The 24,785-nt window shown below is 71.2% G+C and carries 21 protein-coding genes; 10 read left to right on the forward strand and 11 right to left on the reverse strand.

What is annotated here, in order from left to right; translation table 11 throughout:
* Both ACFU99_RS04575 and ACFU99_RS04580 read right to left on the reverse strand, forming a co-directional pair.
* A partial coding sequence (locus tag ACFU99_RS04575) for a cation-transporting P-type ATPase (RefSeq protein ID WP_384385656.1) occupies positions 1-1,583 on the reverse strand: 1,583 nt, incomplete at its 3' end.
* The gene (locus ACFU99_RS04580; RefSeq protein ID WP_384385659.1) at positions 1,540-1,926 is read right to left on the reverse strand and encodes an ArsR/SmtB family transcription factor; all 387 of its coding nucleotides are present in this window, start codon (positions 1,924-1,926) and stop codon (positions 1,540-1,542) included. The genes ACFU99_RS04575 and ACFU99_RS04580, both read right to left, overlap by 44 nt.
* A 417-nt stretch (positions 1,927-2,343) precedes the next feature.
* Here ACFU99_RS04580 and ACFU99_RS04585 point away from each other — a divergent pair, with 417 nt between their 5' ends.
* Positions 2,344-3,162, forward strand: coding sequence for an RNA polymerase sigma factor SigF (locus ACFU99_RS04585; RefSeq protein WP_384385710.1), 819 nt, complete (start codon positions 2,344-2,346; stop codon positions 3,160-3,162).
* A 100-nt stretch (positions 3,163-3,262) separates the two neighbouring features.
* Here ACFU99_RS04585 and ACFU99_RS04590 read toward each other — a convergent pair whose 3' ends face one another.
* Positions 3,263-3,643 carry a hypothetical protein gene (locus ACFU99_RS04590; RefSeq protein WP_384385662.1) on the reverse strand — a complete coding sequence of 127 codons (381 nt, stop codon included), beginning with the start codon at positions 3,641-3,643 and terminating at the stop codon, positions 3,263-3,265.
* Between the two features lie 135 nt (positions 3,644-3,778).
* Positions 3,779-4,702, reverse strand: coding sequence for a LysR substrate-binding domain-containing protein (locus tag ACFU99_RS04595; protein ID WP_384385665.1), 924 nt, complete (start codon positions 4,700-4,702; stop codon positions 3,779-3,781).
* A 96-nt stretch (positions 4,703-4,798) separates the two neighbouring features.
* On the opposite strand from ACFU99_RS04595, the gene ACFU99_RS04600 reads away from it, so the two are divergent.
* Complete coding sequence (locus ACFU99_RS04600; RefSeq protein WP_384385668.1) at positions 4,799-6,151, forward strand: aspartate aminotransferase family protein; 1,353 nt, start codon at positions 4,799-4,801, stop codon at positions 6,149-6,151.
* Positions 6,152-6,189: 38 nt separating this feature from the next.
* Here ACFU99_RS04600 and ACFU99_RS04605 read toward each other — a convergent pair whose 3' ends face one another.
* The gene (locus tag ACFU99_RS04605; protein WP_384385671.1) at positions 6,190-7,236 is read right to left on the reverse strand and encodes a medium chain dehydrogenase/reductase family protein; all 1,047 of its coding nucleotides are present in this window, start codon (positions 7,234-7,236) and stop codon (positions 6,190-6,192) included.
* Positions 7,237-7,401: 165 nt separating this feature from the next.
* On the opposite strand from ACFU99_RS04605, the gene ACFU99_RS04610 reads away from it, so the two are divergent.
* Positions 7,402-8,130, forward strand: a complete 729-nt coding sequence (locus ACFU99_RS04610; protein WP_384385674.1) for a TetR/AcrR family transcriptional regulator — start codon at positions 7,402-7,404, stop codon at positions 8,128-8,130.
* Positions 8,131-8,136: 6 nt separating this feature from the next.
* On the opposite strand, the gene ACFU99_RS04615 is transcribed toward ACFU99_RS04610, so the two are convergent.
* Positions 8,137-8,640 (reverse strand): ATP-binding protein, encoded by a 504-nt coding sequence (locus tag ACFU99_RS04615; protein ID WP_384385677.1) that lies wholly within the window; start codon positions 8,638-8,640, stop codon positions 8,137-8,139.
* 189 nt (positions 8,641-8,829) lie between these two features.
* Between ACFU99_RS04615 and ACFU99_RS04620 the strand changes: the two genes are divergently transcribed.
* The 5 genes from ACFU99_RS04620 to ACFU99_RS04640 all read left to right on the forward strand — a co-directional run bounded on the left by ACFU99_RS04620 (position 8,830) and on the right by ACFU99_RS04640 (position 13,720).
* Entirely contained in the window at positions 8,830-10,239 is a 1,410-nt protein-coding gene (locus ACFU99_RS04620) for a carotenoid oxygenase family protein (protein ID WP_384385680.1), read from the forward strand.
* Between the two features lie 68 nt (positions 10,240-10,307).
* Positions 10,308-10,850, forward strand: coding sequence for a GNAT family N-acetyltransferase (locus ACFU99_RS04625; RefSeq protein WP_384385683.1), 543 nt, complete (start codon positions 10,308-10,310; stop codon positions 10,848-10,850).
* Positions 10,851-11,177: 327 nt separating this feature from the next.
* Complete coding sequence (locus ACFU99_RS04630; protein WP_384385686.1) at positions 11,178-11,852, forward strand: nucleotidyltransferase domain-containing protein; 675 nt, start codon at positions 11,178-11,180, stop codon at positions 11,850-11,852.
* Between the two features lie 135 nt (positions 11,853-11,987).
* A complete protein-coding gene (locus ACFU99_RS04635) occupies positions 11,988-12,404 on the forward strand; it encodes a YciI family protein (protein WP_384385688.1) in 417 nt (138 codons plus the stop codon).
* Positions 12,405-12,460: 56 nt separating this feature from the next.
* Entirely contained in the window at positions 12,461-13,720 is a 1,260-nt protein-coding gene (locus ACFU99_RS04640) for an RNA polymerase sigma factor (RefSeq protein WP_384385713.1), read from the forward strand.
* Here ACFU99_RS04640 and ACFU99_RS04645 read toward each other — a convergent pair.
* A complete protein-coding gene (locus ACFU99_RS04645) occupies positions 13,689-14,681 on the reverse strand; it encodes an Lrp/AsnC family transcriptional regulator (protein ID WP_384385690.1) in 993 nt (330 codons plus the stop codon). The genes ACFU99_RS04640 and ACFU99_RS04645 overlap by 32 nt on opposite strands.
* A gap of 116 nt (positions 14,682-14,797) precedes the next feature.
* Here ACFU99_RS04645 and ACFU99_RS04650 point away from each other — a divergent pair, with 116 nt between their 5' ends.
* Positions 14,798-16,162 carry a carboxylesterase family protein gene (locus ACFU99_RS04650; RefSeq protein WP_384385693.1) on the forward strand — a complete coding sequence of 455 codons (1,365 nt, stop codon included), beginning with the start codon at positions 14,798-14,800 and terminating at the stop codon, positions 16,160-16,162.
* 445 nt (positions 16,163-16,607) lie between these two features.
* Here the strand turns inward: ACFU99_RS04650 and ACFU99_RS04655 are convergent, their stop codons facing one another.
* From ACFU99_RS04655 to ACFU99_RS04670, 4 genes are all read right to left on the reverse strand, one after another.
* Positions 16,608-19,838 (reverse strand): BTAD domain-containing putative transcriptional regulator, encoded by a 3,231-nt coding sequence (locus ACFU99_RS04655; RefSeq protein WP_384385696.1) that lies wholly within the window; start codon positions 19,836-19,838, stop codon positions 16,608-16,610.
* Between the two features lie 128 nt (positions 19,839-19,966).
* Positions 19,967-20,887: a GNAT family N-acetyltransferase gene (locus tag ACFU99_RS04660; protein WP_384385699.1), complete on the reverse strand. Its 921-nt coding sequence runs from the start codon at positions 20,885-20,887 to the stop codon at positions 19,967-19,969.
* A gap of 113 nt (positions 20,888-21,000) precedes the next feature.
* Entirely contained in the window at positions 21,001-22,452 is a 1,452-nt protein-coding gene (locus ACFU99_RS04665) for an amino acid permease (protein ID WP_384385701.1), read from the reverse strand.
* Between the two features lie 255 nt (positions 22,453-22,707).
* On the reverse strand, positions 22,708-23,664 hold the full coding sequence (locus ACFU99_RS04670) for a hypothetical protein (RefSeq protein WP_384385704.1): 957 nt from the start codon (positions 23,662-23,664) through the stop codon (positions 22,708-22,710).
* A 330-nt stretch (positions 23,665-23,994) separates the two neighbouring features.
* On the opposite strand from ACFU99_RS04670, the gene ACFU99_RS04675 reads away from it, so the two are divergent.
* Positions 23,995-24,783 carry a MerR family transcriptional regulator gene (locus ACFU99_RS04675; RefSeq protein WP_384385707.1) on the forward strand — a complete coding sequence of 263 codons (789 nt, stop codon included), beginning with the start codon at positions 23,995-23,997 and terminating at the stop codon, positions 24,781-24,783.
* Positions 24,784-24,785: the final 2 nt, after the last annotated feature.

Raw genomic sequence — 24,785 nt, forward strand, 5'->3', positions numbered from 1 at the left:
GAGTCCGCCCCGTACGGCTCTTCGGGGCCGTCCGGTCTGACGGCGCGGAGGTCCGTACGCGCGGCCCCCTCGCAGCCGACCGCACGGCTGGGCGGGTCCCGGTCGGCGCCGGCCGGGACGGCGACGCGCGAGCAGCGCTCCAGCACGTCCTCGACGGCTCCCTTGACGACCAGCGTCACCTGGCCCGTACGGCCGCCGGGCGCGCGGACGACGGCGGTCGACAGGCGGCGGGCGGCGTCGAAGGGGAGGGCGTCGAGGCCGGTGGTGTCGTCGGCGGTGGAGCCCTGCTCCTCGTCGGCGTCGAGTATCGCCTCGTCGAGGGCGTCGGGCGCGGGCAGCTCGGCGAGGTGCAGCGTCCACAGGGCGTTGACGGCGGCCCAGTGGAGCACGTCCGGGTCGGGCGCGCCGTCGGCGCCCACGGCGCGGTCGACGGCGGGGCGGTCCTGGGTGAGGGTGCCCGTCTTGTCGATGCACAGGACGTCGGCCGCGCCGAGGTCGTGCAGGGCGGGCAGCCGCCGGACGATGACCTTCCCGCCGTGCGCGAGCCGGGCGGCGCCGCGCGCCAGCGCCGTCGTCACGATCACGGGCAGCATCTCCGGAGTGAGCCCCACCGCCACCGCGACGGCGAACGGCAGGGTCTCCATGCCGCGCCCCCGCACCAGCGCGTTGACCAGCAGTACCAGCGGGGCGGTGAGCAGCATGAACCGGATGAGGGTCCAGGAGATCCCGTTCACCGAGCGGTCGAAGGCGGTCGGCGGCCGGTGCCGCCGCCGGGTGTACGTACCGGAGAAGACCGTGTCCGAGCCGGTGGCGACGACGAGCGCGGTGCCGCTGCCGGAGGCGACGCTGCTGCCTTGGAAGCACAGATGGGGCTGGTCGAAGGGGACGGCGTCCGCGGCCCGCGAGACCTTCGGCGGGGACCCCGTACGCCCGGCGGCGTCCGGCGCGTGCTTGGCGACGGGCACGGACTCGCCCGTCAGCGCCGCCTGGTGCACGGTCAGCCCGGTCGCCCGCAGCAGCCGCACATCGGCGGGGACGAGGTCGCCGGGGCCGAGCCGGATCACGTCGCCCGGCACCAGCTCGTCGACCGGCAGCTCACGGACGCGCGGCGCGGCCGACTCGTTCTCGCGCCGCTGCACCGTCGCGGTGGTGGCGACCAGACTGCGCAGCGCCGCCGCCGACCGGTCGGCCCGGTGCTCGCCGGTCGAGCGCAGCGCGCAGCTCACCGTGACCAGCACCGCGATCACCAGGGACGTGCCCCAGGACGCCGCGGTCGCCGAGATCAGGCCGAGGCACAGCAGCACGGCGGTGAACGGATCGCGCAGGCTGCGCGCGAAACGGCGCGGCCAGGAGGTGGGGCGCCGGCCCGGCACCGTGTTGCCGCCGTGCAGCGCGAGCCGCTCCGCGGCCTCCGGCTCCAGCAGCCCGCGCGGCCCGCTCTCCAGCGCGCGCAGCGCCTGGAGCGTGCTGCCCGCGCCCCTGGTCCGGATGGCCGCGGCCGATGCGGTCGAGCTCGTGGAACCGGGGCCGGCGACGGCCTCAGGCACCCAGGCCACGCACGCGCCCGGACCTCGATCCGGCATCGGCACCGGCGTCGCGGGCGGCGAGCTGCCCGACCATCAGCCGCACGATGGTCACCACATCGGGATCGTCCACGAGGTAGACCACCCGGCGGCCCTCGCGCCGCGAGCGCACCAGCCCCGCCAGTTTCAGTTTCGCCAGGTGCTGGCTCACGGCGGGCAGCGCGCCGCCGACCCGTTCGGCGAGCCCGCTGACGTCGCTCTCGCCCTGCGCCAGCGCCCACACGATGTGCAGCCGTGCCGAGGAGGCCAGCAGACCGAAGGCCGCGGCCGCCTCCGACAGGACGTGGGCGGGCGGGTCCTGCACGCCCTCCGTGTCCTCGGTTCTCCGGAAGCCTGCCACCACTGTCGCTCTCCTGCCCCTGTCGGTCGGGGCGTCTATGCCGCCCCGAAGGGGCCATTCTAGGCGTCGGGAGGGCTTGCCGTCGTGGATCGGAAGGCCGCGGGGGACATCCGTCGGGCGGCTTGAGGCGACTTCGGCCGGGCGGCCCGCGGTTTTTCCCGGCGCGGGCCGGAAGGCCGTACGGACGCCCGGCGCGGCTGCCGGGGAACCGGGCGGCGAGAAGGCGGCGAGTGGGCGGCGACGGGGCGGCAATTGGCCGGCAGCGGGACGTAACGTTCGGGTCCGTGACCCCACTTGTCGATGTCGTCGCGACAAGCCATGCATGGCGCGGAAGACTTCGGGTAGGCGCGACTTCGCTGACAAGAGAATGCCAGGGAGGGCGACGTGATTATCGCGGGCGAGACGGTCAGGGAAGTTGCGATGGTGGGCGAACTGCCGTACATCGAGGAGCCCGCCGCGGTGGCGCCGCGCGACGCACGTGACTTGTCGCGGCTGTTCTTCGACCGCCTCGCGGTTCTGGAGGAGGGCACGGCCGAATACCAGTACGCGCGCAACACCCTTATCGAGATCAACTTGTCCCTCGTGAAGTTCGCCGCCGCCCGGTACCGCAACCGGGCCGACCAGATGGAGGACATCGTCCAGGTCGGCACGATCGGCCTGATAAAGGCCATCGACCGGTTCGACCTGAGCCGTGAGGTGGAGTTCACCACCTTCGCCGTGCCGTACATCCTGGGCGAGATCAAGCGCCACTTCCGGGACACGAGCTGGGCCGTCCACGTGCCGCGCAGGCTCCAGGAGCTGCGGGTGGACCTCGCCAAGGCCGCCGCCGAGCTGGCGCAGCGCCTCGACCACACGCCGACCGCCGCGGAGCTGGCCGCGCACATGGGCCTCAGCGAGGAAGAGGTCATCGAGGGCATCGTCGCGAGCAACGGCTACACCGCCGGCTCCATCGACATGCCCGCCGACGACGCGCCCGAGCAGGCCGGCAACGCCCTCGCCGACCGGCTCGGCGAGCTCGACCCGGGGCTGGAGGGCGTCGAGAACGTCACCGCGCTCAAGCCGCTCCTGGAGGGACTCGGCGACCGCGACCGGCAGATCCTGCGGATGCGGTTCGGCGGCGAGATGACCCAGTCGGAGATCGGCGAGGAGCTGGGCATCTCCCAGATGCACGTCTCCCGGCTGCTCTCCCGCATCCTTTCCCGGCTCCGCGCGGGGCTGCTGGCCCAGCCGGCCGCGTAATCCGTAGGCCCGTAGGCCCGTAGGCCCGTAGATCCGTGGGCCCGTAGATCCGTGGGCCCGTAGATCCGTAGGCCAGTAGGCCCGTAACGCACCGCTGCCGTCACCGCTCCTGGGCTCGCCGGATACGGGCCGAGGCGCGGTGGACGGTGAAGATCAGCGCGCTCGACGCGCCGACGAGCAGGGCGACGAATCCGGGGTGGATGTCCTTGGACAGGCTCTGCGCGCCGTCAGGGCGCACCAGCCACACCACCAGCGGGATCGCGAAGGCGGCGGCCACGAGGGCGGCCGCGCCGCGCACCGCCCGGTCGCGGACCCGGGCGAGGGCTGTGACCAGGGCGATGGCGACCGGTACGGCCGCGAGCAGGGCGAACTGCCCGAGGACCATGACCGGGACCGCCCACGCGCTGACGGTCAGCGCCCGGGGCACGCGCGGAGCGCGCGGGTCCGTGCCGGTGGGCGCGAGGGACGTGGCTGCTGACATGACGAACTCCTCGGGTGGGGTGGCCGGTGCGCCACAGACTTAGTGGCTCTACCTTTCGTTAGAAGTTATAACTTCGGCGAATGTGCATCGTCAAGGGTTTTCGTAAGAGGTTCTAACTGGAGTTTGCGGCGATAGCTAACGAGGGCGGTCGGGCGGTGGCGGACCGGCCGGCGGCTCGGTGGCGCGCAGCGCGTCCAGCACCACCCGCACCGCCGCACGCGGCGGCGACCCGCGCCGGACGGCCGCCGTGATCGTGCGCGTGACGGGCGTCGCCAGCTCCCTGGTCGCCACGCGGTAGCGGCTGTGGTCGACGGCCAGGCCCGGCAGCAGCGCGATCGACAGCCCGGCCTCCACGTGCTCAAGCGCCATCATGTAATTGCTGAACCGGCCCACCACCCGCGGCTCGAACCGCGCCTGCCGGCACAGCCGCAGCGCGAGATGGGCCATGTACGACTGCGGGATGTCGAACGCCCACGACTCGTCCGCGAAGGCCGCGACGTCCACCGCCCCGCCCCGCGCCGCGGGGTGCCCCGGCGGCAGCACCAGCCGGATCGGGTCCGTCGCCAGCGGCACGAGATCGAGGTCCGGCCCCAGCGGCAGCTCGTCGAAGTCCGTGGTGGTGATGACGATGTCCGCGTCGCCGCCGCGCAGCGCCGGGAGGCTCGCGTGCGGCTCCAGCTCCAGCAGTTCCACATCGAGGTGCGGGTACGCGCGCGCCAGCCGGGTCACCGCCGGTACGGCCATCGTGTGGATCGCGCTCTGGAACGACGCGAGGCGCACCAGCCCCGCCGGTTCCTCGCCGAACCCGCGCAGCTCCGCCTCCACCCCGTCCATGTGGTCGAGGATCGCCCGCGCCCGCCGCGCCAGGATCAGCCCCGCCGGGGTCAGCCGCACCCGGCGCCCCGTACGTTCCAGCAGCTGCGTACGGGTCTCGGCCTCCAGCACGGCGAGCTGCTGGGACACGCTGGACGGGCTCATGCTGGCGTCCTGGGCGACCGCGCGGACCGTACCCAGGGTGTCCAGCCGGCTCAGCAGCCGCAGCCTCCAGGGATTCATCATCCGGTCATTGTCGTGCGAGCTGTGCGGCCGAGCCGAACAGGACGGGCGGAATCGTGAGATGGACGCGCCGTTTCCACGCGTCCTACCGTCGGCGACATGGCTGCTACGACCCCCACCACGCCCTCTTCCCCCACCCCCGACGCGCCCTCCGCCGCCGCCTTCTGGGCCGACGCCGAGCGGCACATCGTCCGCTACGGCGGCGAGTTCACCCGCGAGATCATCGACCGCGCCGCCGGGAGCTTCCTCTACACCGAGGACGGCCGGAAGCTCCTCGACTTCACCTCCGGCCAGATGAGCGCGGTGCTCGGCCACTCGCACCCGGAGATCGTGAAGACCGTCCAGCGCCAGGTGGCCTCCCTCGACCACCTCTTCAGCGGCATGCTCAGCCGCCCCGTGGTCGACCTCGCGCGGCGGCTGGCCGGCACGCTGCCCGCGCCGCTGGAGAAGGCGCTGCTGCTGACCACCGGCGCCGAGTCCAACGAGGCCGCGATCCGGATGGCCAAGCTCGTCACCGGCAAGCACGAGATCGTCTCGTTCGCGCGCTCCTGGCACGGCATGACGCAGGCCGCCGCCTCCGCCACGTACAGCGCGGGCCGCAAGGGCTACGGCCCGGCCGCGCCCGGCAACTTCGCGATACCCGCGCCGAACACGTACCGCCCCGACTTCACCGCCCCCGACGGCTCCCTGGACTGGCGCCGCCAGCTGGACTTCGCCTTCGACCTGATCGACGCCCAGTCGACCGGCAGCCTGGCCGCGTGCCTGGTCGAGCCGATCCTCAGCTCGGGCGGGATCATCGAGCCGCCGCCCGGCTACTTCGCGGCCCTGCACGAGAAGTGCCGGGAGCGCGGCATGCTGCTGATCCTCGACGAGGCGCAGACGGGCCTGTGCCGCACCGGGACCTGGTACGCCTTCGAGCGTGACGGCATCGTCCCCGACATCCTCACGCTGTCGAAGACGCTGGGCGCCGGACTCCCCCTCGCGGCCGTCATCACCAGCGCGGAGATCGAGCAGGAGGCGTACGACCGCGGCTTCCTGTTCTTCACCACGCACGCCGCCGACCCGCTGGTGGCCGCCGTCGGCAACACCGTCCTCGACGTCCTCCAGGACGAGAAGCTCGACGAACGCGCCCGGTCCCTCGGCGCGTTCCTCCACCGCGGCCTGTCGGACATCGCCGGACGCCACGAGATCGTCGGCGACGTGCGCGGACGCGGCCTGCTGGCCGGGGTGGAGCTCGTCGTGGACCGCGAGACCAAGGAGGTCTCGCACGAGCTGGGCGCCCAGGTCACCCGGCGCTGCCTCGAACTCGGCCTGCACACCAACATCGTCCAGATCGCCGGCATGGGCGGGGTCCTGCGCATCGCGCCGCCGCTCACCGCCACCGAGGACGAGCTCTCGCTCGGCCTGGACATCCTGGACCAGTCGATCGGCGCGGCCCGCGCGGGGCTCTGAAACTCGTTTCCTCGTGGGGCCTTACGGGGCCTGCGGGCCTACGGATTCAGGACGACCTTCCCCGCGACGGTCCCGGACTCGGCCAGCCGCACCGCCTCCGCGATCCGGGCCAGCGGCAGCTCGGCGGCGATGCGGGGCGTGATGTCGCCGCGCTGGACGGCCGCGAAGACCTGGGCGAGGTCGGCGCCGATACGGGCCCGGAACCGGTTCTTGGCGTGCTTGCGGCCGGCCCAGATGTTGAAGAAGTAGGCGCGGCGGCGGTTGGGCAGCGCGTTCCACAGCCACAACCGGCCGATCAGCATCAGGATCGGCCAGGAGCCGGAGCCCTCGTCGTCGCGGGTCGAGGCGCTGCCGTACGAGACGAGGGCGCCGCCGGGGGCGAGCAGCCCCCAGGAGTCGACCGCGCTGTCCGCGCCCACGTGGTCGAAGACGGCGTCCACCCCGCCGGGCGCGAGCATCCGGACGCGGGTGGGCACGTCCTCGGTGCGGTAGTCGACGGGCACCACGCCTTGGGCGCGCAGCGCGTCGTGGTGGCGGGCGGAGGCGGTGCCGACGACCTTCGCCCCGGCGGCGAGGGCGAGCTGGACGAGGACGGTGCCGACGCCGCCGTTCGCGCCGTGCACCAGGACCGTCTGCCCGGCGCGCACCCGCGCCTTGCGGTGCAGCATCTGCCAGGCGGTGATGCCGTTGACGACGACGGTCTCCGCCTCCGCCGCGCCGATCCCCTCGGGTACGGGCACGATGTCGGCCGCGTCGACGACCACGTGGCTGGCCCAGCCGCCGACCTTGGTCATCGCCGCCACCCGCAGCCCGACCAGCCCGGCGTCCACCCCTTCGCCGACCGCGAGCACCCGGCCGACCAGGTCGTAGCCGGGCACGAACGGGAACGGGGGCTGGTCGAAGTAGCGACCCCGCCGCATCTGCTGCTCGGCGAAGGAGACCCCGGTCGCCTCCATGGCGATCGTGACCTGGCCCGGCCCCGCGCCGGGGATGTCCCCGTGTCGCAGTTCGAGCCCCTCGGGCTCGACCTTGCCCGGCAGGACGACCTCCACCAGTCCGCCTGCGCTCGTTCCGCCTGCGTTCATGACGACCTCCACCGCGTTCCGGGTTGCCCACGTGCTGTGAGTTGTTATTGCTTACGTTATAGGTTGTAACTCCAGTGAGGCGCGATCGTCAAGAGGGGTGCGTGATAGCTTCTAACTAATACTTGAGCCAATAGCGCAGTATGGGCGGGAAGGGCGGCGGCCGACATGGCGGAGGCAACGAACAACGACACGCAGGCGAACGGCGCCAAGACGGGCCCGCGCGAGCGCTACCGCGCCCAGGTGCGTGCGGAGATCAAGGAATGCGCGTGGCGGCAGATGGCCGAGGCGGGGGCGTCCGCGCTCTCCTTCAACGCCGTCGCCAAGCAGATGGGCATGACCGGGCCCGCGCTCTACCGCTACTTCGCCAGCCGCGACGACCTGATCACCGAGCTGGTCAAGGACGCGTACCGCAGCCTCGCCGACACCATGCGGGCGTCGGTGGACGCGGGCCCCGACCCCGCCGCGCTGGGCCACGCCATGCGCGCCTGGGCGCTGGCCGACCCACAGCGGTACTTCCTCGCCTTCGGCACGCCCGTACCCGGCTACCACGCGCCCGGCGAGATCACCCGGATCGCGGACGAGGTGATGGCGTCCATGCTCGCCGCCTTCGCCGCCCTTCCCGCGGGTGGCCTTCCCGCGCGCGGCCCGGCGACGCCGTTCGAGACGCATCTCGAAGGCCACCGGGAGTGGGCCGACGGCCACGCCTCGCCCGCGACGCTCCGCCGGGTCCTGGCCTTCTGGACGCGGCTGCACGGCGCCGTGTCCCTGGAGCTGGCGGGCCACTTCACCGGGATGGGGTTCGACCCCGCGCGGCTGTTCGCGGCCGAGCTGGACGATTTGCTGGCGGGGGTGGGGGTGCGGGCGGAGGAAGCGGCCCCTGCCACACGCCCGTAGCAGCCGTTACTGACTCAGCGGCTGAACGGCCCGCTCCTCCGCGTCGCGCGCATCGCGAAAGCCGTCCTCCCGGAGACCGCCCTCCCGGAACCCTTCCTCCCGGAGGCCGTCTTCCCGAAACCCGTCGGCCGGCTGCGGTATCCCCGTCCCCACGGGCCGCAGCCACGTCGCCCGCACCGTCTTGCCCGCCGCGTGCGGATCCACTTCGAGACAGGTCGCCAGCCGCTGCACCATGTGCCAGCCGAGCCCGCCGCCCCCGCCGAGGTCCGGCGCGCGCGGTACGGGCGGGGCGGGGCTGGAGTCGTCGATCTCCAGCACCAGCCGGCCCTGGCAGGCCCGCAGACACAGCCGCCACCAGCCGGAAGTGTGCCGGATGGCGTTGGTGACCAGCTCCGACACGACGAGCATCACCGCGTCCCGGTCCGCCCACGGGCAGTCGCTGGCCAGGAACTCCGCCGCGGCGAGGCGGGCCCCAGCGGCGTCGGACTGCTGGGACTCCATGACCACCATTGCCGCCGCCTCATCTCTTCCGCCGAAAACTCGTTCAAGGGATTCTCACCCGAGAAACGCTTACCCAGCGATCAGCGGCTCATGAGCACTCCGGAGGACGAGGGTATGCGCAGTGCGCACTCGACGGAACCGCGGATTCGCTGGACGGTGGAGGGAAGGCGGAGGACAGCTGCCAAGGAGGCGGTCGCGATGGATCGTACGGACCCTGGAAACCCGTTCTTGAGCGGCCTGTACGCCCCGGTGAGCGAGGAGGTCACCGCCCGCGGGCTGCCGGTCACCGGACGCATCCCCGACGCGCTCAACGGACGGTACCTCCGCAACGGGCCCAACCCGATGGGCGTGGACGACCCGGCGGCCCACCACTGGTTCATGGGGCAAGGAATGGTGCACGGCGTACGGCTGCGCGGCGGCCGGGCCGAGTGGTACCGCAACCGCTGGGTCCGCAGCGACGCCGTCGCCCTGCGGCTGGGCGAGAAGCTGCCGCACGGCCCCCGCCACCTCGACATGGACGCGGCGCCCAACACCCACATCACCCGCTTCGCCGGCCGCTACCTCGCCACCGTCGAGGGCGGCCCGCTGCCGTACGAGCTCGACGGCGAGCTGAACACCATCGGCCCGCACGACTTCGGCGGCACCCTCCGGGGCGGCTTCGCCGCGCACACCGTCATCGACCCGGTCGACGGCGAGCTGCACGCGGTCGCGTACTGCTGGGCGTACCCGTATGTGACGTACCTCGTCGTCGGCGTCGACGGGCGGGTGCGGCGCTCCGTGGACATCCCCGTCGAGGGCCGCCCGATGATGCACGACTTCTCGCTCACCGGCTCCCACGTGCTCCTCTACGACCTGCCCGTCGTCTTCAGCACCCAGATGGCGGCCGACGGCACGGGCTTCCCCTACGCCTGGGACCCCGAGCGGCAGCCCCGGCTCGGCGTGCTGCCGCGCGACGGCGACGCGGCGGACGTCCGCTGGCTGGAGATCGACCCCTGCTTCGTCTTCCACCCCATGAACGCCTACGAGGAGAACGGCCGCATCACCGTCCGCCTCGCCCGCTACGACCGGCTCTTCGGCAAGGGCAGCCCCGGCCCCGACGAGTCGCCGCCGCTGCTGGAGCGGTGGACCGTCGACCTCGCCGCGGGGTCCGTGGCGCGGGAGCGGCTCGACGACCGGCCGATGGAGTTCCCGCGCGTCGACCCGCGCCGGCACACCGCGCCGCACCGGTACGGCTACGGCGTCCTGGCCCCGGCCGAGGGCTTCGGAGGCACCGCCGCCCGTCTGCACCTCACCGAACAGGGGCCCGCGGCCGACGGGAACCGGGTGGGCGCTGGGCTGGTCAAGTACGACCTGGAGCGCGGCACCAGCGAGGTCCGCCGCAACGCGCCGGGGGAGGACACCGGCGAGGCGGTCTTCGTGCCCGCGAGCCCGGACGCCGCCGAGGACGACGGCTGGCTCCTGTCGTACGTCTTCGACCCGGAGCGCGGCGCGAGCGACCTCGTCGTACTCGCCGCGCAGGACTTCACGGGCGCCCCGGTGGCACGGGTGCACCTGCCGGTACGGGTGCCGATCGGCTTCCACGGCAACTGGCTGCCGGACACGGGCTGACGCTTTGCGGGGGCTCTACGGGGTTGCCACGACCGGCGGCGGGGCAGGGCACGGGCGGGGAGGGACACATGACCGAGGTGTACTTGCGGCGCCTGACACGATGGCAGGCCGACCAGCAGCGGGAGGCCGTCGCGGACTTGCACGCGGCGGCGTACCACAGGGGGACCGGGCGGGAGTTCCACGACCGGCGGTTGTTCCTCGACCGGTTCGAGGACCATGTCCAGCGGCCCGGCTTCGACATGGTCATCGCCGGCGGCACGGGCCTGGCCGGCTGCGTCTACGGCTTCCCGCCCGACCGCGACGGCGAGTTCTGGAAGGGCTTCCGCGGCGGCGTCTCGCCCGAGGTCGAGGAGCTCACCGCCCTCGGCCGGCTCTTCACCGTCGCCGAACTCATGGTCCTCCCCGCCTACCGCCGCAACCGCGTCGCCACCCGCCTCCAGACCCACCTCCTCGCCCGCACCACCGCCCAACTGGCCGCCGTCCTCCTCGAACCCTCGAACACGGCGGCTCGCACCGCCTACCGGTCCTGGGGCTGGACGAAGCTGGGCGAACTGTCGCCGGTGGACGGCAGACCGGAACTGGAGGCTTGGAGCCGCGCGTTGGGGGTGTGATTCCTGCGGGGCTACGGGGCTACGGGGCTACGGGGGCCTGTTCGGGCCTCAGCAGTGTCCGGGACCGTACGGCCGTGTCCGGTCGTGTCCGGTCGTGTCCGGGCCCGTACGTTCCCCGGCGTACGGGCGTGCTCGGGGCGCGTACGGTCCGATGGTCCCGCCCCCTCCGGCCCCGCCCGTGCCCCGTTAGCGGGAGCCCGCCCACTCCTCCGGCGGGAAGTGGGTGCGCGTCGGGGGACATGGGTCCGTACCGGAGGGGCGGGACGTCTCCGGGTCGGCACGGGCGAACCCGCCGCCACGGGGGCGCCCGTGACCGAGGATGTCGGTATGACAGGTACCGATACGCCATGGGGGCGCTGGGAACCCGCGCCCCTGCCCGAAGTGGCCGCCCTCTTCTCGGGCTTGGCCGCTGATCCAATGCGGTCCGGGCGCGGAGCGCCGTGGTGGATCGCGGGCGGGTACGCCATCGAGCTCGCCGTCGGCCGCGCCTTCCGGGACCACGGCGACATCGACGTCCTGCTGCTCCGCCGCGACCAGCTCGCGGCGCAGCGCGCACTGCCCGGCTGGGAGTGGTGGGCCGCCGACCCGCCCGGCACCCTCCGTCCCTGGCGGGAGGGTGAGATGCTGCCGGACCACGTCCACGACATCTGGTGCCGCCCCGGCCCCGCCGAGCCCTGGCGTATCCAGGTCATGCTCGACGAGAGCGAAGACGGCGGGGGCAGCCAGGGCGACGCCGTGGAGTGGGTCTCGCGCCGCGACAGCGGGGTGCGCCGCCCCGTCAGGACGCTCGGCGCGTTGTCGGCCGAGTCCGTTCCGTACCTGGCGCCCGAGGTGCAGCTGTACTACAAGGCCAAGGACCCCCGCCCGAAGGACGAGCGGGATTTCGCTGCCGCGCTCCCGGCCCTCTCCCCGGCGGCCCGGCGCTGGCTGGTCGCCGCCATGGATCGTACATACGGGCGTCATCCCTGGTCACAGCGGTTGGCGGCGGCGCCTGTCGAGTGAGCTGCGTGAGTCCGGTGCGCCGTTCGGGTGGCGCGGAAAATCTCCGGCGGCGCGTGTCGAGAACGGCCCGCCCGCTCCGACGTCTCCTGTGAGAGGCGCCCACCGGGCGCCGGAACGAGAGGAACGGTGAGGACGATGAAGTATCTGATCATGGTGCTCGGCAAGCAGGCCGACTACGACGCGATGAGCGGCTCCCCGGCGCCCGGCCAACCGGCGTGGACGGAGAAGGACATCCAGGCGATGTACGGCCACATGGGAGCGATCAACGACAGCCTGGCCGAGTCCGGCGAACTGGTCGACGCGCAGGGCCTCACCGAGCCCTCCCAGGGCAGGCTCGTCACCGCGGCGAAGGACGGCACGCCCGTCGTCTCGGACGGGCCGTACGGGGAGGCCAAGGAGGTCATCGCGGGGTACTGGGTGGTCGACGTCGAGAACATCGAGCGCGCCACGGAGATCGCGGCCCGCGCGTACGCCTGCCCCCAGCCGGAGGGCGCGCCGAACTACCCGGTGGTGGTGCGGCCGATCGGAGAGATGCAGGGGGACGAGATGTAAGAGGCGGCGCGGGATACCGGGGGCGGACCGTGAGCGGTGACGCCATGGGGAACGCCATGGGGGACGCCATGGGGGACGAGGACCTGCTGCGCGGCCTGGCGCCGCAGGTCCTCGGCGCGCTCGTACGGCGGTACGGGCACTTCGACGCCGCCGAGGACGCGGTGCAGGAGGCGCTGCTCGCCGCGGCCGTCCAGTGGCCCGCCCAGGGCAGGCCGGACCATCCGCGCGGCTGGCTGATCCGCGTGGCCTCCCGCCGCCTCACCGACGAGCTGCGCGGCGAGGAGGCCCGTAGGCGACGGGAGGAGAATGCCGCCGCCCTGACGCCGCGCGACGAGTTCAGCGCGCCGCCGCCCGGCGAGGGGCGCGCGCCGTCCGAGGACGACACGCTGACCTTGCTGTTCTTGTGCTGTCACCCCGAACTCACCCCGGCCGCGCAGATCGCGCTGACGCTGCGCGCCGTGGCGGGCCTGACCACCGCGGAGATCGCGCGCGCCCATCTCGTACCCGAGGCGACGATGGCGCAGCGGATCAGCAGGGCGAAGAAACGCGTCAAGTCGTCGGGGGTCCCCTTCGCCCAGCCGGACCACCCCGAACGCGAAGAGCGCCTGGCCGCCGTCCTACAGACCTTGTATCTGCTGTTCAACGAGGGATACACCGCCACGTCGGGCAGCAGCCTGCAACGGGCCGAGCTGTCCGGCGAGGCCATCCGGCTGACCCGCGCGGTCCGGCGGCTCCTGCCGGAGGACGGCGAGGTGGCCGCTCTGCTGGCCCTCATGCTGCTCACGGACGCCCGCCGCCCCGCCCGTACCGGCCCGGACGGCGACCTCGTACCGCTCGCCGAGCAGGACCGCGGGGCGTGGGACCGCGAGGCCATCGACGAGGGAACCGCGCTGGTCAGGCGGGCTCTCTCGGCCCGTACGCCGGTCGGCCCGTACCAGCTCCAGGCGGCGATCGCCGCGCTCCACGACGAGGCGGAACGGTCCGAGGACACCGACTGGCCGCAGATCCTCGCCCTCTACGGGCTGCTCGAACGCGTCGCGCCCGGCCCCGTGGTCACGCTCAACCGCGCCGTCGCGCTGGCGATGGTCCACGGCCCGAGGGCCGGGCTCGGCCTCCTCGCGACCCTGGACGCCGACGCGCGGATGGCCGAACACCACCGGCTCGACGCGGTACGGGCCCATCTGCTGGAGCAGACGGGGGACGTGGCAGCGGCGCGGGCCGCCTACCAGTCGGCGGCGAGCCGCACCGCCAGCCTGCCGGAACGCCGCTACCTCCAGGCGCGCGCTACCCGGCTGAGTGCGGGGAACGCCGGATGATCCCGGTCCGCTTGACGGTGGCCAGGATCGGGACGGTCTCGATGCCGGTGATCAACTCCAGCGCGCCGACCGCGGTGGTGAGGAAGGCATAGAGCGCGTCGAGATCGGCGGCGGCCACCGCGACCAGCAGATTGGCCTGCCCGGTGGTGGCCGCGGCGAACCGTACCTGTGGATGGTCGCTCAGAGCCCGCGCGGTGGCTTCCAGCCCGCCGGGCGCCACCGTGATCCACAGCAGCGCCTCCGCATGGACGCCCAGCAGCGCGAGATCCACCTCGGTGGCGGGCCGTACGGACCCGTCGCGCACGAGCGCGTCGAGCCGGCGGCGCGCGGTGAGCGCGGAGACGCCCGCGCGATGCCCCAACTCCCCGTACGTGGCACGGCCGTCGGCGGCCAGCGCCTCGACGAGCGCGTCGTCGACGGCGGTGACGGGCGTGGGGTCCGGGCTGGGAGACGGTCCGGGGCCGGGGGAGAGAAAGGCGAGCTGATCGGGCGTCAGGAGACCGGCTGTCCAGCGGAGCGACGCCGGGTAGACGCGCATCAGGCTGTGCGCGGTCCAGGAGTCCACGGCGGCGGTGGCGGGCAGATCGCGCAGCAGCAGCGCGTTACGGGCGTCGGGCCCGTCCAGGAACGTGATCGTGCAGATCTCGTCACCCCCGCCCATGATGTCCACCCACACCGTGTCGCGTCGCCGCGCCAGCGTCGCGGCGACCGCCCGGATGCGCTGCGGGCGGCAGCGGATGCGCAGGGCCATCGGTACGAGCCCGGTGAACCGTGCGGGGCTGCGTACGGCGGTCGCCCGCAAGGTGCCGTCGTGGAACAGCGGCGCGGCCCGGCGGACGACCGTGCGCTCGGAGACGCCCAGACACGCGCCCACGGTGCGCCAGGAGGCGCGGGGCGAGGCGAGGAGGACGGCGGTGATCCGGCGGTCCGTATCGTCGAGGGAGTGGCGCACATTCGGCATGCTAGGCGGTTTCGGTGTCCGGATTTCTTCTGCGGGACGGTGAATCATGGCCACAACCGGCGCAGAGCCCGTAGAACGATCACGAGACCGGTGCAGTGCACAGAGAGGTGACAGCCATGGCGGACAGCGCGGCGACGGACGCAGCGGTGACGGACGCGGAGCGGCGGCCGTTGGTGATGACGGACCGGGGTCGGGTGCGAGGGGTGACGGAGGGCCCGGTGGCGGCCTTCCGCGGCATCCCGTACGCGGCGTCACCGGTGGGGAAGCTGCGCTTCGCGCCGCCGAAGCCGCATGAGGGCTGGTCGGAGGTCCGGGACGCGGCGCGATCGGGCCCGTCCGTACCGCAGAACGCGTCGAGGCTTGAGGCGGTGATGGGGAAGCGCACTCCGAACTGGTCGGAGGACGGCTGCCTCAACCTGAACGTATGGACGCCGGTGGAAGCGGTACGTGATTCGGCCCCCGGCCGCCGCCCGATACTGATCTGGTTCCACGGCGGCGGCTTCACGTCGGGATCGGGCGGCTGGGACTGGTACGACGGCGGACGGCTGGCGGCCCTGGGCGATGTGGTGGTCGTGACGGCCAACTACCGCTTGGGCCCGCTGGGTTACATCCACCTGCCGGAACCGGACTCCGACAACCTGGGGCTGCGCGACCAGGCGGCGGTGCTGCGCTGGGTACGCGCCAACGCCGAGGCGTTCGGCGGCGACCCGGAGGCGATCACGGTGGGCGGCCAGTCGGCGGGCGCGTACGCGTCCCTGGCCCTGGCGCTCGTACCGGAGACGCGCCCGCTGATCCGCGGCGTGATCGCGCAGAGCGGCCCGTGGGGCATGGAACCGCAGGACCCGGCCCAGGCGACCGACCACACGGCGGCGCTGATCCGCCTCCTGGGCGTGGACGCCGCCCCGAACCCCGGCGACGCCCTCCGCGAACTCCCGGTGGAACGCCTGCTCGCCGCCTACGCCCAACTCTCCGCCGACCTGGCCGTATCGGGCCACATCGACCCGCCGCTGTTCCCGGTCCTGGGCGGCGCCGGAATGCCGTCGAGCCCACTGCCGCAGTCGGTGGCGAACGGCGACCTGGGGGACGTCCATCTGCTGATCGGTACGGTGAAGGACGAAATGACGGCCTTCGTAGGAGCCGGCCCCCACACCCAGCCCCTCACGGACAGCGTGATGCGCACCCCCGCCCTGGAAATCGCCGCGTCCCGCGCCGAACAGGGCACCCCGGCATACGCCTACCAATTCGACCGCGAAGCACCGAACGGATCGGACCTGGGCGCCACCCACTGCGCCGAAATCCCCTTCCTCTTCGGCACCTTCGAAGCCTTCGCCGACAGCCCCATGCTCGGCCAACCGACTCCGTCGGACCACGCCCTGTCCACCGCCTTCGCCTCGGCCTTCGCGGCCTTTGCCGCCACGGGCTCCCCGAACGGGGCGGGGCTGGAGCCTTGGGAGGCTCAGGGGGTGAAGCGGTTCGGGTAGGGATTGGTGCGTGAAGAGCGGGCCGCCGGTGTATGGGCGGCCCGCGCTCGGTATCAAATGTCGTTCTCCGTCAATGGCGGCGTCGGGTGGGTGCCGCGACCTGCTGGCGAGGAGCCCTCCGGCTGCATGGATGGCATGCAGACATTTGGGCGCTTAGATGCGATACGTATCAAACCGCCGAAAGGTTTACCGTTCGCGTCCTCGAATTCGACTCCCGATTGGTTGCCGGAATGCCGATCCTGCGAGAAGTGCTGGGTTTCAACGACCGATTGGTCGGCGGGTGTAGCGGGCATGTAAACTTTGCTCTCCTGTAGCTCAAGATCGGCGGAGCCCAGGATCGTACCCGTTAGGATAACCATTGCAAAGTTCCCAGGTGGAGCCCTGAGAGGCGGGGGCATGGTAGGGCAAGTGGTAGGTGACAGCCTCTTCCGCACCCGGCCCGGGGCTAACTCTCAGGTCCCTCCCTCTCGAACTCATCGATCCGGCGATCCAGGCGCTCGCATTCGGACGGGTCCAAGCCTTCGAAGCGGCGCCGGGCCCGCTGCCACAGTGCCCGCGCGGCCTCGCGCCGGCCCGCCTGTGCCCGTACCTCGGCGAGCTCCGCACAGGCCCTGGCTTCGTCCTCAGGGGAGTGGATCTCGCAGGCGATCTTCAGGGCGGCCGTCAGATGATCAGCTGCCGCATCGGTGTCGCCGAGCCGGCGTTCCGCGGCTCCCAGGCCGCGGAGCGACTGCCCTTCTTCCAGGCCCGCGCCGATTCCACGAGCCAATTCCAGGGCGCTTTGGTGATGGGCTGCCGACTCTTCGTACTGCCCGGACTCGTACAAGGCATTGCCGATCTCGATCACCGTGATGGTTTCGTTGCGGCGATCACCCAGGTTTCGGAAGCAAACTAATGCCGAACGGTATCGGGAGAGAGCCTCGTCCAGCTCTTCCGGCAGGCGAAAGGCGTTCGCGAGGTTCAGCTGAGCCATTCCCTGCTCGGCTCGGCTGCCGGATTTAAGAGCTATGGCGAGCGACTCCGTGAAGGACCGCCTAGCCGATTCCCGTTCCCCGATGTGGAGCTGAACCTCCGCGCTATTATTCAGCGCCTGAAGCTGCCCACGCTCATCATTTTCCGCGCGGAACAGAACCAGCGCCTCCTGGAAGTCTCGCAGCGCCTCCGCCGGATTTCCCAGATGCAGCTGGGCGATACCCATGTTGTTCCGGCTGCGAGCCTCGTTCCAGCGATCGCCCGAACCCACGCTGAGCTCCAGCGCCTCCTGCGCCACCGAGAGCATGGAACGGGACTGGCCGCGATACCAGTGCAGTACGGCCAACTGCTGAAGCGCGTCCGCCACCGTGCTGGTGTCGCCGACGGTGCGCGCCAGGGACAGCGCGCGCTCGCACGCCGACGCGGCCTGCGCGTAGCGCCCGGCGTGGGCGTGTGTGGTGGCCAGGTCCGTCAGGGCCCTGGCCTCCGCCTGCGGGGCGTCCGCCGTGCGCCAGTACGTGGCCGCGTGCTGGTGGATGTCCTCGCCCTCGGCCCAGTACCCGTCCGCGTCCAGAAATGCGGCGAGGACATGGCCGAACTGGGCGGCCTGGCGTGGATTCCCATGCGAGCGGGCGTATTCCTCCGCCGCGATGAGGGCGCCGTGCTCCGTCGACAGCCATGATTTCGCCTCCGAAACCCCTTCCCATGAGGGAAGTTGATCCGGAGTGAACGCGTGGCCAATGCCGAGGCGCGGACGCCTCGGATGGATCACCCGGTCCGCTGCGTCGGTGGCGGCGAGGTAATAGGCGATCAGTCGTTCCCGCACCAGATCCCGTTCCTCCGGCGGATCTTGGGCGGCTAGTGTGAGGGAGTATTCGCTGAGAAGATCATGCGTCGTAAACCTGTCCGCGGTCGGCTCCTGGAGGAGATGCGCGTCGAGGAGGCTCTCCAGGACGCGCTCGGTCTGTCCGAGCGGCAGACCCGTGAGAGCCGAGGCGGCGTACAGGTCGAATGTCGGTCCGAGGCGGAGTCCGAGCAGGCGGAAAACCGTTCGCTCGTCAGTGGTCAGAGCGTTATAGGACAACTCGAACACTCGGGCTATGTCGGTATGTACGTCCCGGATTTCATCGAGCCTGCCCCGGCTGCGCGATAGCCGCTGCATCAGATGGCGTGTGGTCCAGGACGGGCGGGAGATCAGCCGGCCTGCGGCGAGTTCGATCGCGAGCGGTAAATGGCCGCATAAGCGCACTATCTCGGCCACTTCCTCGTGATGTGACGTGCGCTCCGCCCCGACCAGTTCCGTGAACAGCGCGACGGCGTCGTCGTGCGGCATCAGGTCCAGGAAGACCGGGCGCACCCCCGGTACGCCCGCCAGGCGGCGACGGCTGGTGATGATGATCAGCGAGGACGAGCCGGCGGGCAGGAGCGGCCGGATCTGGGCAGGTCCGGCGGCGTCGTCCAGGATGACCACCGCGCGCCGCGAACTCAGCAACGTGCGCCAGCGGGAGGTGAGTTCGTCCAGACCGCGCTGCGCCCCGGTCGACTCCACCCCGAAGAGCCGCAGGAGCGTGGTGAGCGCCGCGACGGGCGTCAGCGGCTGCCCGTTGGGGGAGTGGGCCCGTAGATCCAGGTGGATCAGGCCCCCTGGATAGTGCGTGCTCAGCCGTCGCGCGGCATGGAGTGCCAGCAAGGACTTGCCGACTCCGGCCATACCGGAAATGGCCTGCAATGCGATGACCGCACCGCCGGAGCCGGGCGTGCCGTTGGAAGGGGCTCCCGACGCCGAGTCCACAATGGTCCGTAACTCCGCTTCCCGCCCCACCAGTTCCGCGTGCGTCGGCAGATTGGTGGGCGAGGGTGCGGCCCCCGTATCGGCTCCGGCCCCGGCTCCGTTCTCGCCCTCGACGGCAGCCGGTGCCGCGGCAGCCGGAGGCCGCGGGGGCGCGAGGAGCTCCCGTGCCGGTGCCTGGTTCAGGATGAGTTGGTAGATGCGGCGGAGGGGTTCGCCGGGGTCGGCGCCGAGTTCTTCGCTGAGGCGGCGGCGGGTGGCTTCGTAGGTGCGGAGGGCGTCGGCTTGGCGGCCGCAGCCGTAGTTCGCCGCCATGAGCATGCCAACCAAGGTCTCATCGGTGGGGTGCTGCTCCAGGAGTATCGACAAGTCGCCCACGAGGTCGGCGTAGCGGCCCATGCGCAGTTCGACGGCGGCGCGGTTCAGGGTGGCGGCGAGGCGGCGCTCCTCCAGGCTCGCACGGATGGTGTCGGCCCACAGGCCCGTGAGGCCGGCGAGCGGTTCGCCCCGCCACAAGGTCTCCGCCCGCTGGAAGAGGGCGAGGGCCCGGTCGTCGTCGCCGCTGTCCGCGATGGCGCGCGCCTGGGCCGTCAGCCGGCGGTAGCGGTGGCAGTCGACGGTCTCCGGGTCGATGTCGAGCGCGTACGCGTGGGCCTGCTGGACGAGGTGGTCGCAGCCGTCGGCGTCGCGGAGCCGGCGCCGGAGTTTGCACGCATATGCGTGCAAACTGGCGCGCGGCTTGGCCGGCGGCCGGTGGTCCCACAACCGGTGGATCAGCGTGTCGAGCGGAACCGGCCGCCCCGCGTCGACGGCCAGGGCGGCGAGGAGCGTACGGCCCTTGGCGGAGCCCAGACCGTCATGGCGGCCGGCTATCCGCAGGTCGACGGGGCCCAGGACGAGAACTTCGAAATCCACCAGCGTTCCCTTCGCCGGGTCCGCTCCGCTCTCCTTTTACCAAAGAATGGCACACCTTCAACAAAGGCAACCAGACACCACTGCTTGATCCATTTTCTTGGCCGAAACGCCCCGTGCGGGGACCGCGTTCAGCCCAGTTCGAGGCTGGTCACGCCGTACGTACGTACGGAGTCGACCGACGGCGCGGGTCCCGCGTACATGCGCACGGTGTGCGAACTGGGCGCCAGGCCGCGTGCGACGGCGAGGTCATGGGCGGCGCGCTGCGGCTCGGGGACATCGAGAGCAACCGTTTCTCCCGGCCCGAGACCGGCGGTGAGCGCGTCGAAGAGCGCCTCGGCGCTCTCGCGGTCGTCGGCGAAGAGCGGCCCGATGCGGTGGCCGTCGCGGGCGGGACGGATCACTCCGTACCCGGCAATCTGCCCGTCGCGCAGGTGTACGTGCGCGATATGACCGTCGGCCGTCAGCCAACGGGCGAGGAATTCGCGCCGGTCGGCGGGGAAGCACCGCCGGTCGTACGCGGCGATGGCATCGAGGCGGTCCGGGGCGATGGGGGTGGTGACGGGGATGGTGACGGGGGGTGTTACCGGGATTGTCGCCGCGCCCGTGACCGTACGGCCGGCCGTGCCGTCGCCTCCGCGCGGGCGGCCCACGTAGCGGATCGTGTCGTAGACGGCCTTGAACCCGGCCCGCTTGTACGTGGACTGCTGCGCCGGGACCGCGTCCAGGCCGACGGTCCGCGTACCGGCGTGCGGGAAGGCGGCGCGCCAGGTGGCCAGGCCCAGGCCCTGGCCGCGGTGGTCGGGATGGACCATGTAGTAGCCCAGGAACGCGTACTGGTCCGAGTAGTTGACGACCGATATCGACGATACGGGCGGGGCGCCGCCGCCGGCCTCCAGGCGGCCTATGAAGAAGCCCGCGGGGTCGATCGGGTGGAAGGCGGCCGTGTCGCCGCGGCCGGGGTTCCACCCCTCCTCGGCGGCCCACTTCGCCACCTGGTGCCAGTCGTCCAGGGGCGCGGTGCTGACGGTGAGTTCGCCGAGGGGGTTCATGTCTTCGGTGGTTCCCTTCGTGTGGTTGACGGCGTGTCAGGCAGCGGGTCGTGGCCGACTGACGCGGTCCGCGTCAGCACAGGCCAGCCGTGATCTGATCAGATCAAGTCCGATCAGATCAGGTCCATGGCGGCCACCTCGTCGGGGCTTCCGTAGCTCACCGGCCCCTGGAAGCGCCGACGGGCGGTGGCGAACCACCACACCGTGGCGATCAGCAGCACCACTCCGAGCGCGATCGGCGCGTAGTTGAAGGAGGAGGCGGTGATCGGGGACGCCTGGGGGAGCATGAACAGCACATTGCTGATCACGATCCAGGTGACGGCGACGCCCGCGACGAGCTTGCCGTAACGGCCCAGATTCCAGGGGCCGGGCTGGAAGTCGTTCAGCCGCAGCCGAAGGAAAATCGGCACGCCGTAGGCGAGGAAGAGGCCCACGACATTGACGCTCACAATGGCCGTGAACGCGGTGTGCGACCACCAGCCCGGTATGACGAGCACCAGCGGACAGGCGGCGGCGAGCCATACGGCCTTGACCGGTGTGCGTGTTCGCGGGGACACGGAATGCCACCAGCGGGAGCCGGGCATCGCGCCGTCGCGGGAGAAGGCGAAGATCTGCCGGGTATTGCTGGTCATGTTGGCCAGTCCGCAGAAGAGCATCGCTCCGATCACGATCAGTAGCAGCAGCTTGGCGGTGCCCATGCCGAGCGCGTCGATGAGAATCTGCACCGGCGGCGCGGTGGCGCTCGCTTCGTGCGCGTAATCGCGGATCGCGTAGATCAGCGCGAGCATGAGGATGAGCCCGGCGATGGCGGAGTAGGCGATCGCGCGCATGATGCCCCTGGGGGCGTTGACGGTGGCCTGCACGGTTTCCTCGGACATGTGGAAACTGCCGTCGAATCCCGTGAAGGTCCAGCTCGTGACGAGCAGGCCCAGCATTCCGCCGTACAACCCGCTGGTGAATCCCGTGTTGTTGGCGAAATGAGTCACGAACGAGGCGGGCTGGTGGTGCGTGGGGATCACGACGAGGGTGATCACGATGATCACCATGCCGACGAGCAGCCACCACACCGAGATGCGGTTCAGCACGGCGACCAGCTGCACGGTGTAGGTGTTGGCCAGCGCCTGGATCAGCAGGATGACGGCGGTGATGGCGACCGTGTGCTGGGCCGTTGCCTGGTAGGAGGGCCACTGCATCGAGATGAACGCCTGGATGAAGGTGGCCGCGGCGAAGTTCGTGGCGGCCGTGCCGCCGACCTGCCCGACGAAGTTGAGCCAGCCCGTGTACCAGGACCAGGCGCCGCGGTGCCGCTTGGCGAGCTTGCCGGCGGAGAAGTACAGGGCGCCGCTGGTCGGATAGGCGGAGGCGATCTCGCCCATCGAGGCGCCGACGAACAGCACCATGACGGAAACGCCGATCCAGCCGAAGACGAGAATCGAGGGGCCGCCGGCGTTCATCCCGAAACCGAAGGAGGAGAAGATCCCGGAGATGATGTTGATGATGGTGAAGGATATCGCGAAGTTGTCGAAGGCCCGGAATCTCCGGGTGAGTTTTCGCGGATATCCCATGGCATGCAGGGTGGCATCGTCGTCGAGGGCGCCGGGGGCCGGCTCAAGACGTGATTTCGAGCGGGATAGGGACGTGCGCTCGGGCACAACCGTGGCCTTTCTGGGGAGAGGGGTGAGGAGCGGATGAAATCTATGAAACGTCCGGGAGGGGAACTCGTATCTCTATGGCGGACATCCTGTGAAAAATTCGGTGGACGATAGGGGGAAACGTAGGCAGAAGACTGTGTACGGGTAATCGGGAAAGGTCGGGAAAGGTCAGGAAGTGCTGGGTACGGGAAGTCCGCACGAGCGTCTTGCCTTGGTCAGTTGCTCCTCCGGTTCGCCGAATGCGCTCCAGGGCATCCGGGATGCGTACGGCCCCATGGCCGTGAAGACTTCGCGGGCCTCGAATTCGCACTTCGCCATGTAGAGCGCGTGCGCGAGATAGGCCAGGTCGAGTACGGGCGTGAACGGGTACTGCGCGACCTGGGGAAACCAGGTGTGGTAAATGCCCATGGCGGTGGCCCGCCACTGCGTCTGCTCCCAGGTGCGGTCGGCCAGCAGGGCGTGCGGGTCGTAGTCCTCGACCAGCGCCACCAAGGGCAGCAGGCGCAGCGCGGACGTGGCCGGGGCGCGCTGGCTCAGGAAGGAGGCGACGTCCCAGCGTGCGCTGGCGGAACCGCCGTGCCGGGTGAAGAAGTACGCGAGGAAGCGGTGGTGCGCCTCGCGGTTCCAGGGGTCGAGCCGCAGAATGTGCGCGAAGAGATACCAGGGTCCGGGCGGCGCGGTGAGCAGCCCTTGGGGGGCGGGGTCACGCACCTTCTGGAGCCGGGCCAGCGCGAGCTGTATCACCCAGGGCGTGGGGTCCTCGGGGAGCATCTCCGCCGCCCGTTCGCAGGCCGATTGTGCTATCCGTACGAGCGCCCCTTGGCGCCGGTCGTGCGCGTCGGCCATCCGCAGGGCGCGGAGCATCGCGACCCGCGCCCACAGCAGTGCGGCTTCCGCCCCCGGTTCCTCCGCTAACCAGCGCTCGGCCAGATCCGAGTCGGCCGCCTCGGAAGCGAGTACCAGAGAGCGGTGCGCCCGGAGGTCGAATTTTCCGCGTGCGTCCTTCAGCGCCTCGTGCGCACTCAGATACCTTCCTGTTCGCACATCCATACATGCCCGCGCCAACTGACGATCATCGGCCGCCGGACGCCACACGTACTGCCCTTCGAACGCGTCAACAGCCACGATCCCCTCCCGATCCCCAAGACGGCACCAGTCACGCGTACGTCCCGTCCGTACTGAATTCAATCGGATCTATTACGCAAGATCCACCAGCCAAGATCCACCAACAGCGGGCCATACCCTACTCATCGCTAAGGCGTATCGAAACTGGTCGCCTGGAATATCTGGTTCCACACCGTTTAGGGTTTCTTCCGGTTATCCGCTCCTCACGGATTTGTCTATGCATTTGGCATATGCCACCGCACCGGATGCCAGACTTGCGGTTGACGCAACGGCAACTTCTACGGTCGTCCGTACGGCCGGAACGACCGGCCCGGTGATGGGAGGCAGGGCATGGCCTGGTCGATCGCGGACGTGGCGCGGATGTCCGGGGTGACGTCCCGGACGCTGCGGCACTACGGCGAGATCGGCCTGCTGCCGCCGGCATGGATCGGGAGCAACGGGCACCGCTACTACGAGGAGGCCGACCTGCTGCGGTTGCAGCAGATCCTGCTGATGCGGGAGTTGGGCGTGGGGCTGCGCGAGATCCGCGCGGCCCTCGACGCCCCGGCCGACCGGGTGACCGTACTCCGCGAACACCACCGGCGACTGCTGGCGGAACGGGACCGGCTGGACACCCTCAGCCGCACGGTCGAGCGCACCATCGCCGAACTGGAGGAACTGGAAGAAGACGTGGACGACACCGGCATGATCAAGATCAACCGCCCCGAGAACCTCTTCGAGGGCTTCGAGTCCGCCGACTCCCACGACTCCCACGACTACGATGCCGAGGTGCGCGAGCGCTGGCCGGCCGCGTGGGAGGAGTCCCGGGAGGCCGTCGGCGCGATGACGGACGAGGACAAGGAGCGCTGGCAGCGCGAGGTGACGGCCCAGCTGATCCGCCTCGCCGACCTCATGGCCACCGGCGCCCCCGCCGCCCTCCCCGCCGTCCAGGCCGAGATGGAAGCCCACTACCAGGGCGTCTGCCGCTACTGGACCCCGAACGCCGAGGGCTACAACGGCCTTGGCCAGACCTACACCGACGACCCCCGCATGCGCGCCAACTTCGACAAGATCGCCCCCGGCCTGGCCGACTACCAGCGCGCGGCGATGGCGGTGTACGCGGAGGAGCGACTGAACTAGCG

It is taken from the genome of Streptomyces sp. NPDC057654 (assembly GCF_042800135.1).
In the GTDB taxonomy this organism is placed as follows: Bacteria; Actinomycetota; Actinomycetes; order Streptomycetales; family Streptomycetaceae; genus Streptomyces.

Excerpts from the sequence above, each read along its gene's own strand:
- ACFU99_RS04585 (WP_384385710.1), top strand. The coding sequence starts at position 2,344 with ATGGTGGGCGAACTGCCGTACATCGAGGAGCCCGCCGCGGTGGCGCCG.
- ACFU99_RS04590 (WP_384385662.1), bottom strand. The coding sequence starts at position 3,643 with ATGTCAGCAGCCACGTCCCTCGCGCCCACCGGCACGGACCCGCGCGCT.
- ACFU99_RS04595 (WP_384385665.1), bottom strand. The coding sequence starts at position 4,702 with ATGATGAATCCCTGGAGGCTGCGGCTGCTGAGCCGGCTGGACACCCTG.
- ACFU99_RS04600 (WP_384385668.1), top strand. The coding sequence starts at position 4,799 with ATGGCTGCTACGACCCCCACCACGCCCTCTTCCCCCACCCCCGACGCG.
- ACFU99_RS04605 (WP_384385671.1), bottom strand. The coding sequence starts at position 7,236 with ATGAACGCAGGCGGAACGAGCGCAGGCGGACTGGTGGAGGTCGTCCTG.
- ACFU99_RS04610 (WP_384385674.1), top strand. The coding sequence starts at position 7,402 with ATGGCGGAGGCAACGAACAACGACACGCAGGCGAACGGCGCCAAGACG.
- ACFU99_RS04615 (WP_384385677.1), bottom strand. The coding sequence starts at position 8,640 with ATGGTGGTCATGGAGTCCCAGCAGTCCGACGCCGCTGGGGCCCGCCTC.
- ACFU99_RS04620 (WP_384385680.1), top strand. The coding sequence starts at position 8,830 with ATGGATCGTACGGACCCTGGAAACCCGTTCTTGAGCGGCCTGTACGCC.
- ACFU99_RS04625 (WP_384385683.1), top strand. The coding sequence starts at position 10,308 with ATGACCGAGGTGTACTTGCGGCGCCTGACACGATGGCAGGCCGACCAG.
- ACFU99_RS04630 (WP_384385686.1), top strand. The coding sequence starts at position 11,178 with ATGACAGGTACCGATACGCCATGGGGGCGCTGGGAACCCGCGCCCCTG.
- ACFU99_RS04635 (WP_384385688.1), top strand. The coding sequence starts at position 11,988 with ATGAAGTATCTGATCATGGTGCTCGGCAAGCAGGCCGACTACGACGCG.
- ACFU99_RS04640 (WP_384385713.1), top strand. The coding sequence starts at position 12,461 with ATGGGGGACGCCATGGGGGACGAGGACCTGCTGCGCGGCCTGGCGCCG.
- ACFU99_RS04645 (WP_384385690.1), bottom strand. The coding sequence starts at position 14,681 with ATGCCGAATGTGCGCCACTCCCTCGACGATACGGACCGCCGGATCACC.
- ACFU99_RS04650 (WP_384385693.1), top strand. The coding sequence starts at position 14,798 with ATGGCGGACAGCGCGGCGACGGACGCAGCGGTGACGGACGCGGAGCGG.
- ACFU99_RS04660 (WP_384385699.1), bottom strand. The coding sequence starts at position 20,887 with ATGAACCCCCTCGGCGAACTCACCGTCAGCACCGCGCCCCTGGACGAC.
- ACFU99_RS04665 (WP_384385701.1), bottom strand. The coding sequence starts at position 22,452 with ATGGGATATCCGCGAAAACTCACCCGGAGATTCCGGGCCTTCGACAAC.
- ACFU99_RS04675 (WP_384385707.1), top strand. The coding sequence starts at position 23,995 with ATGGCCTGGTCGATCGCGGACGTGGCGCGGATGTCCGGGGTGACGTCC.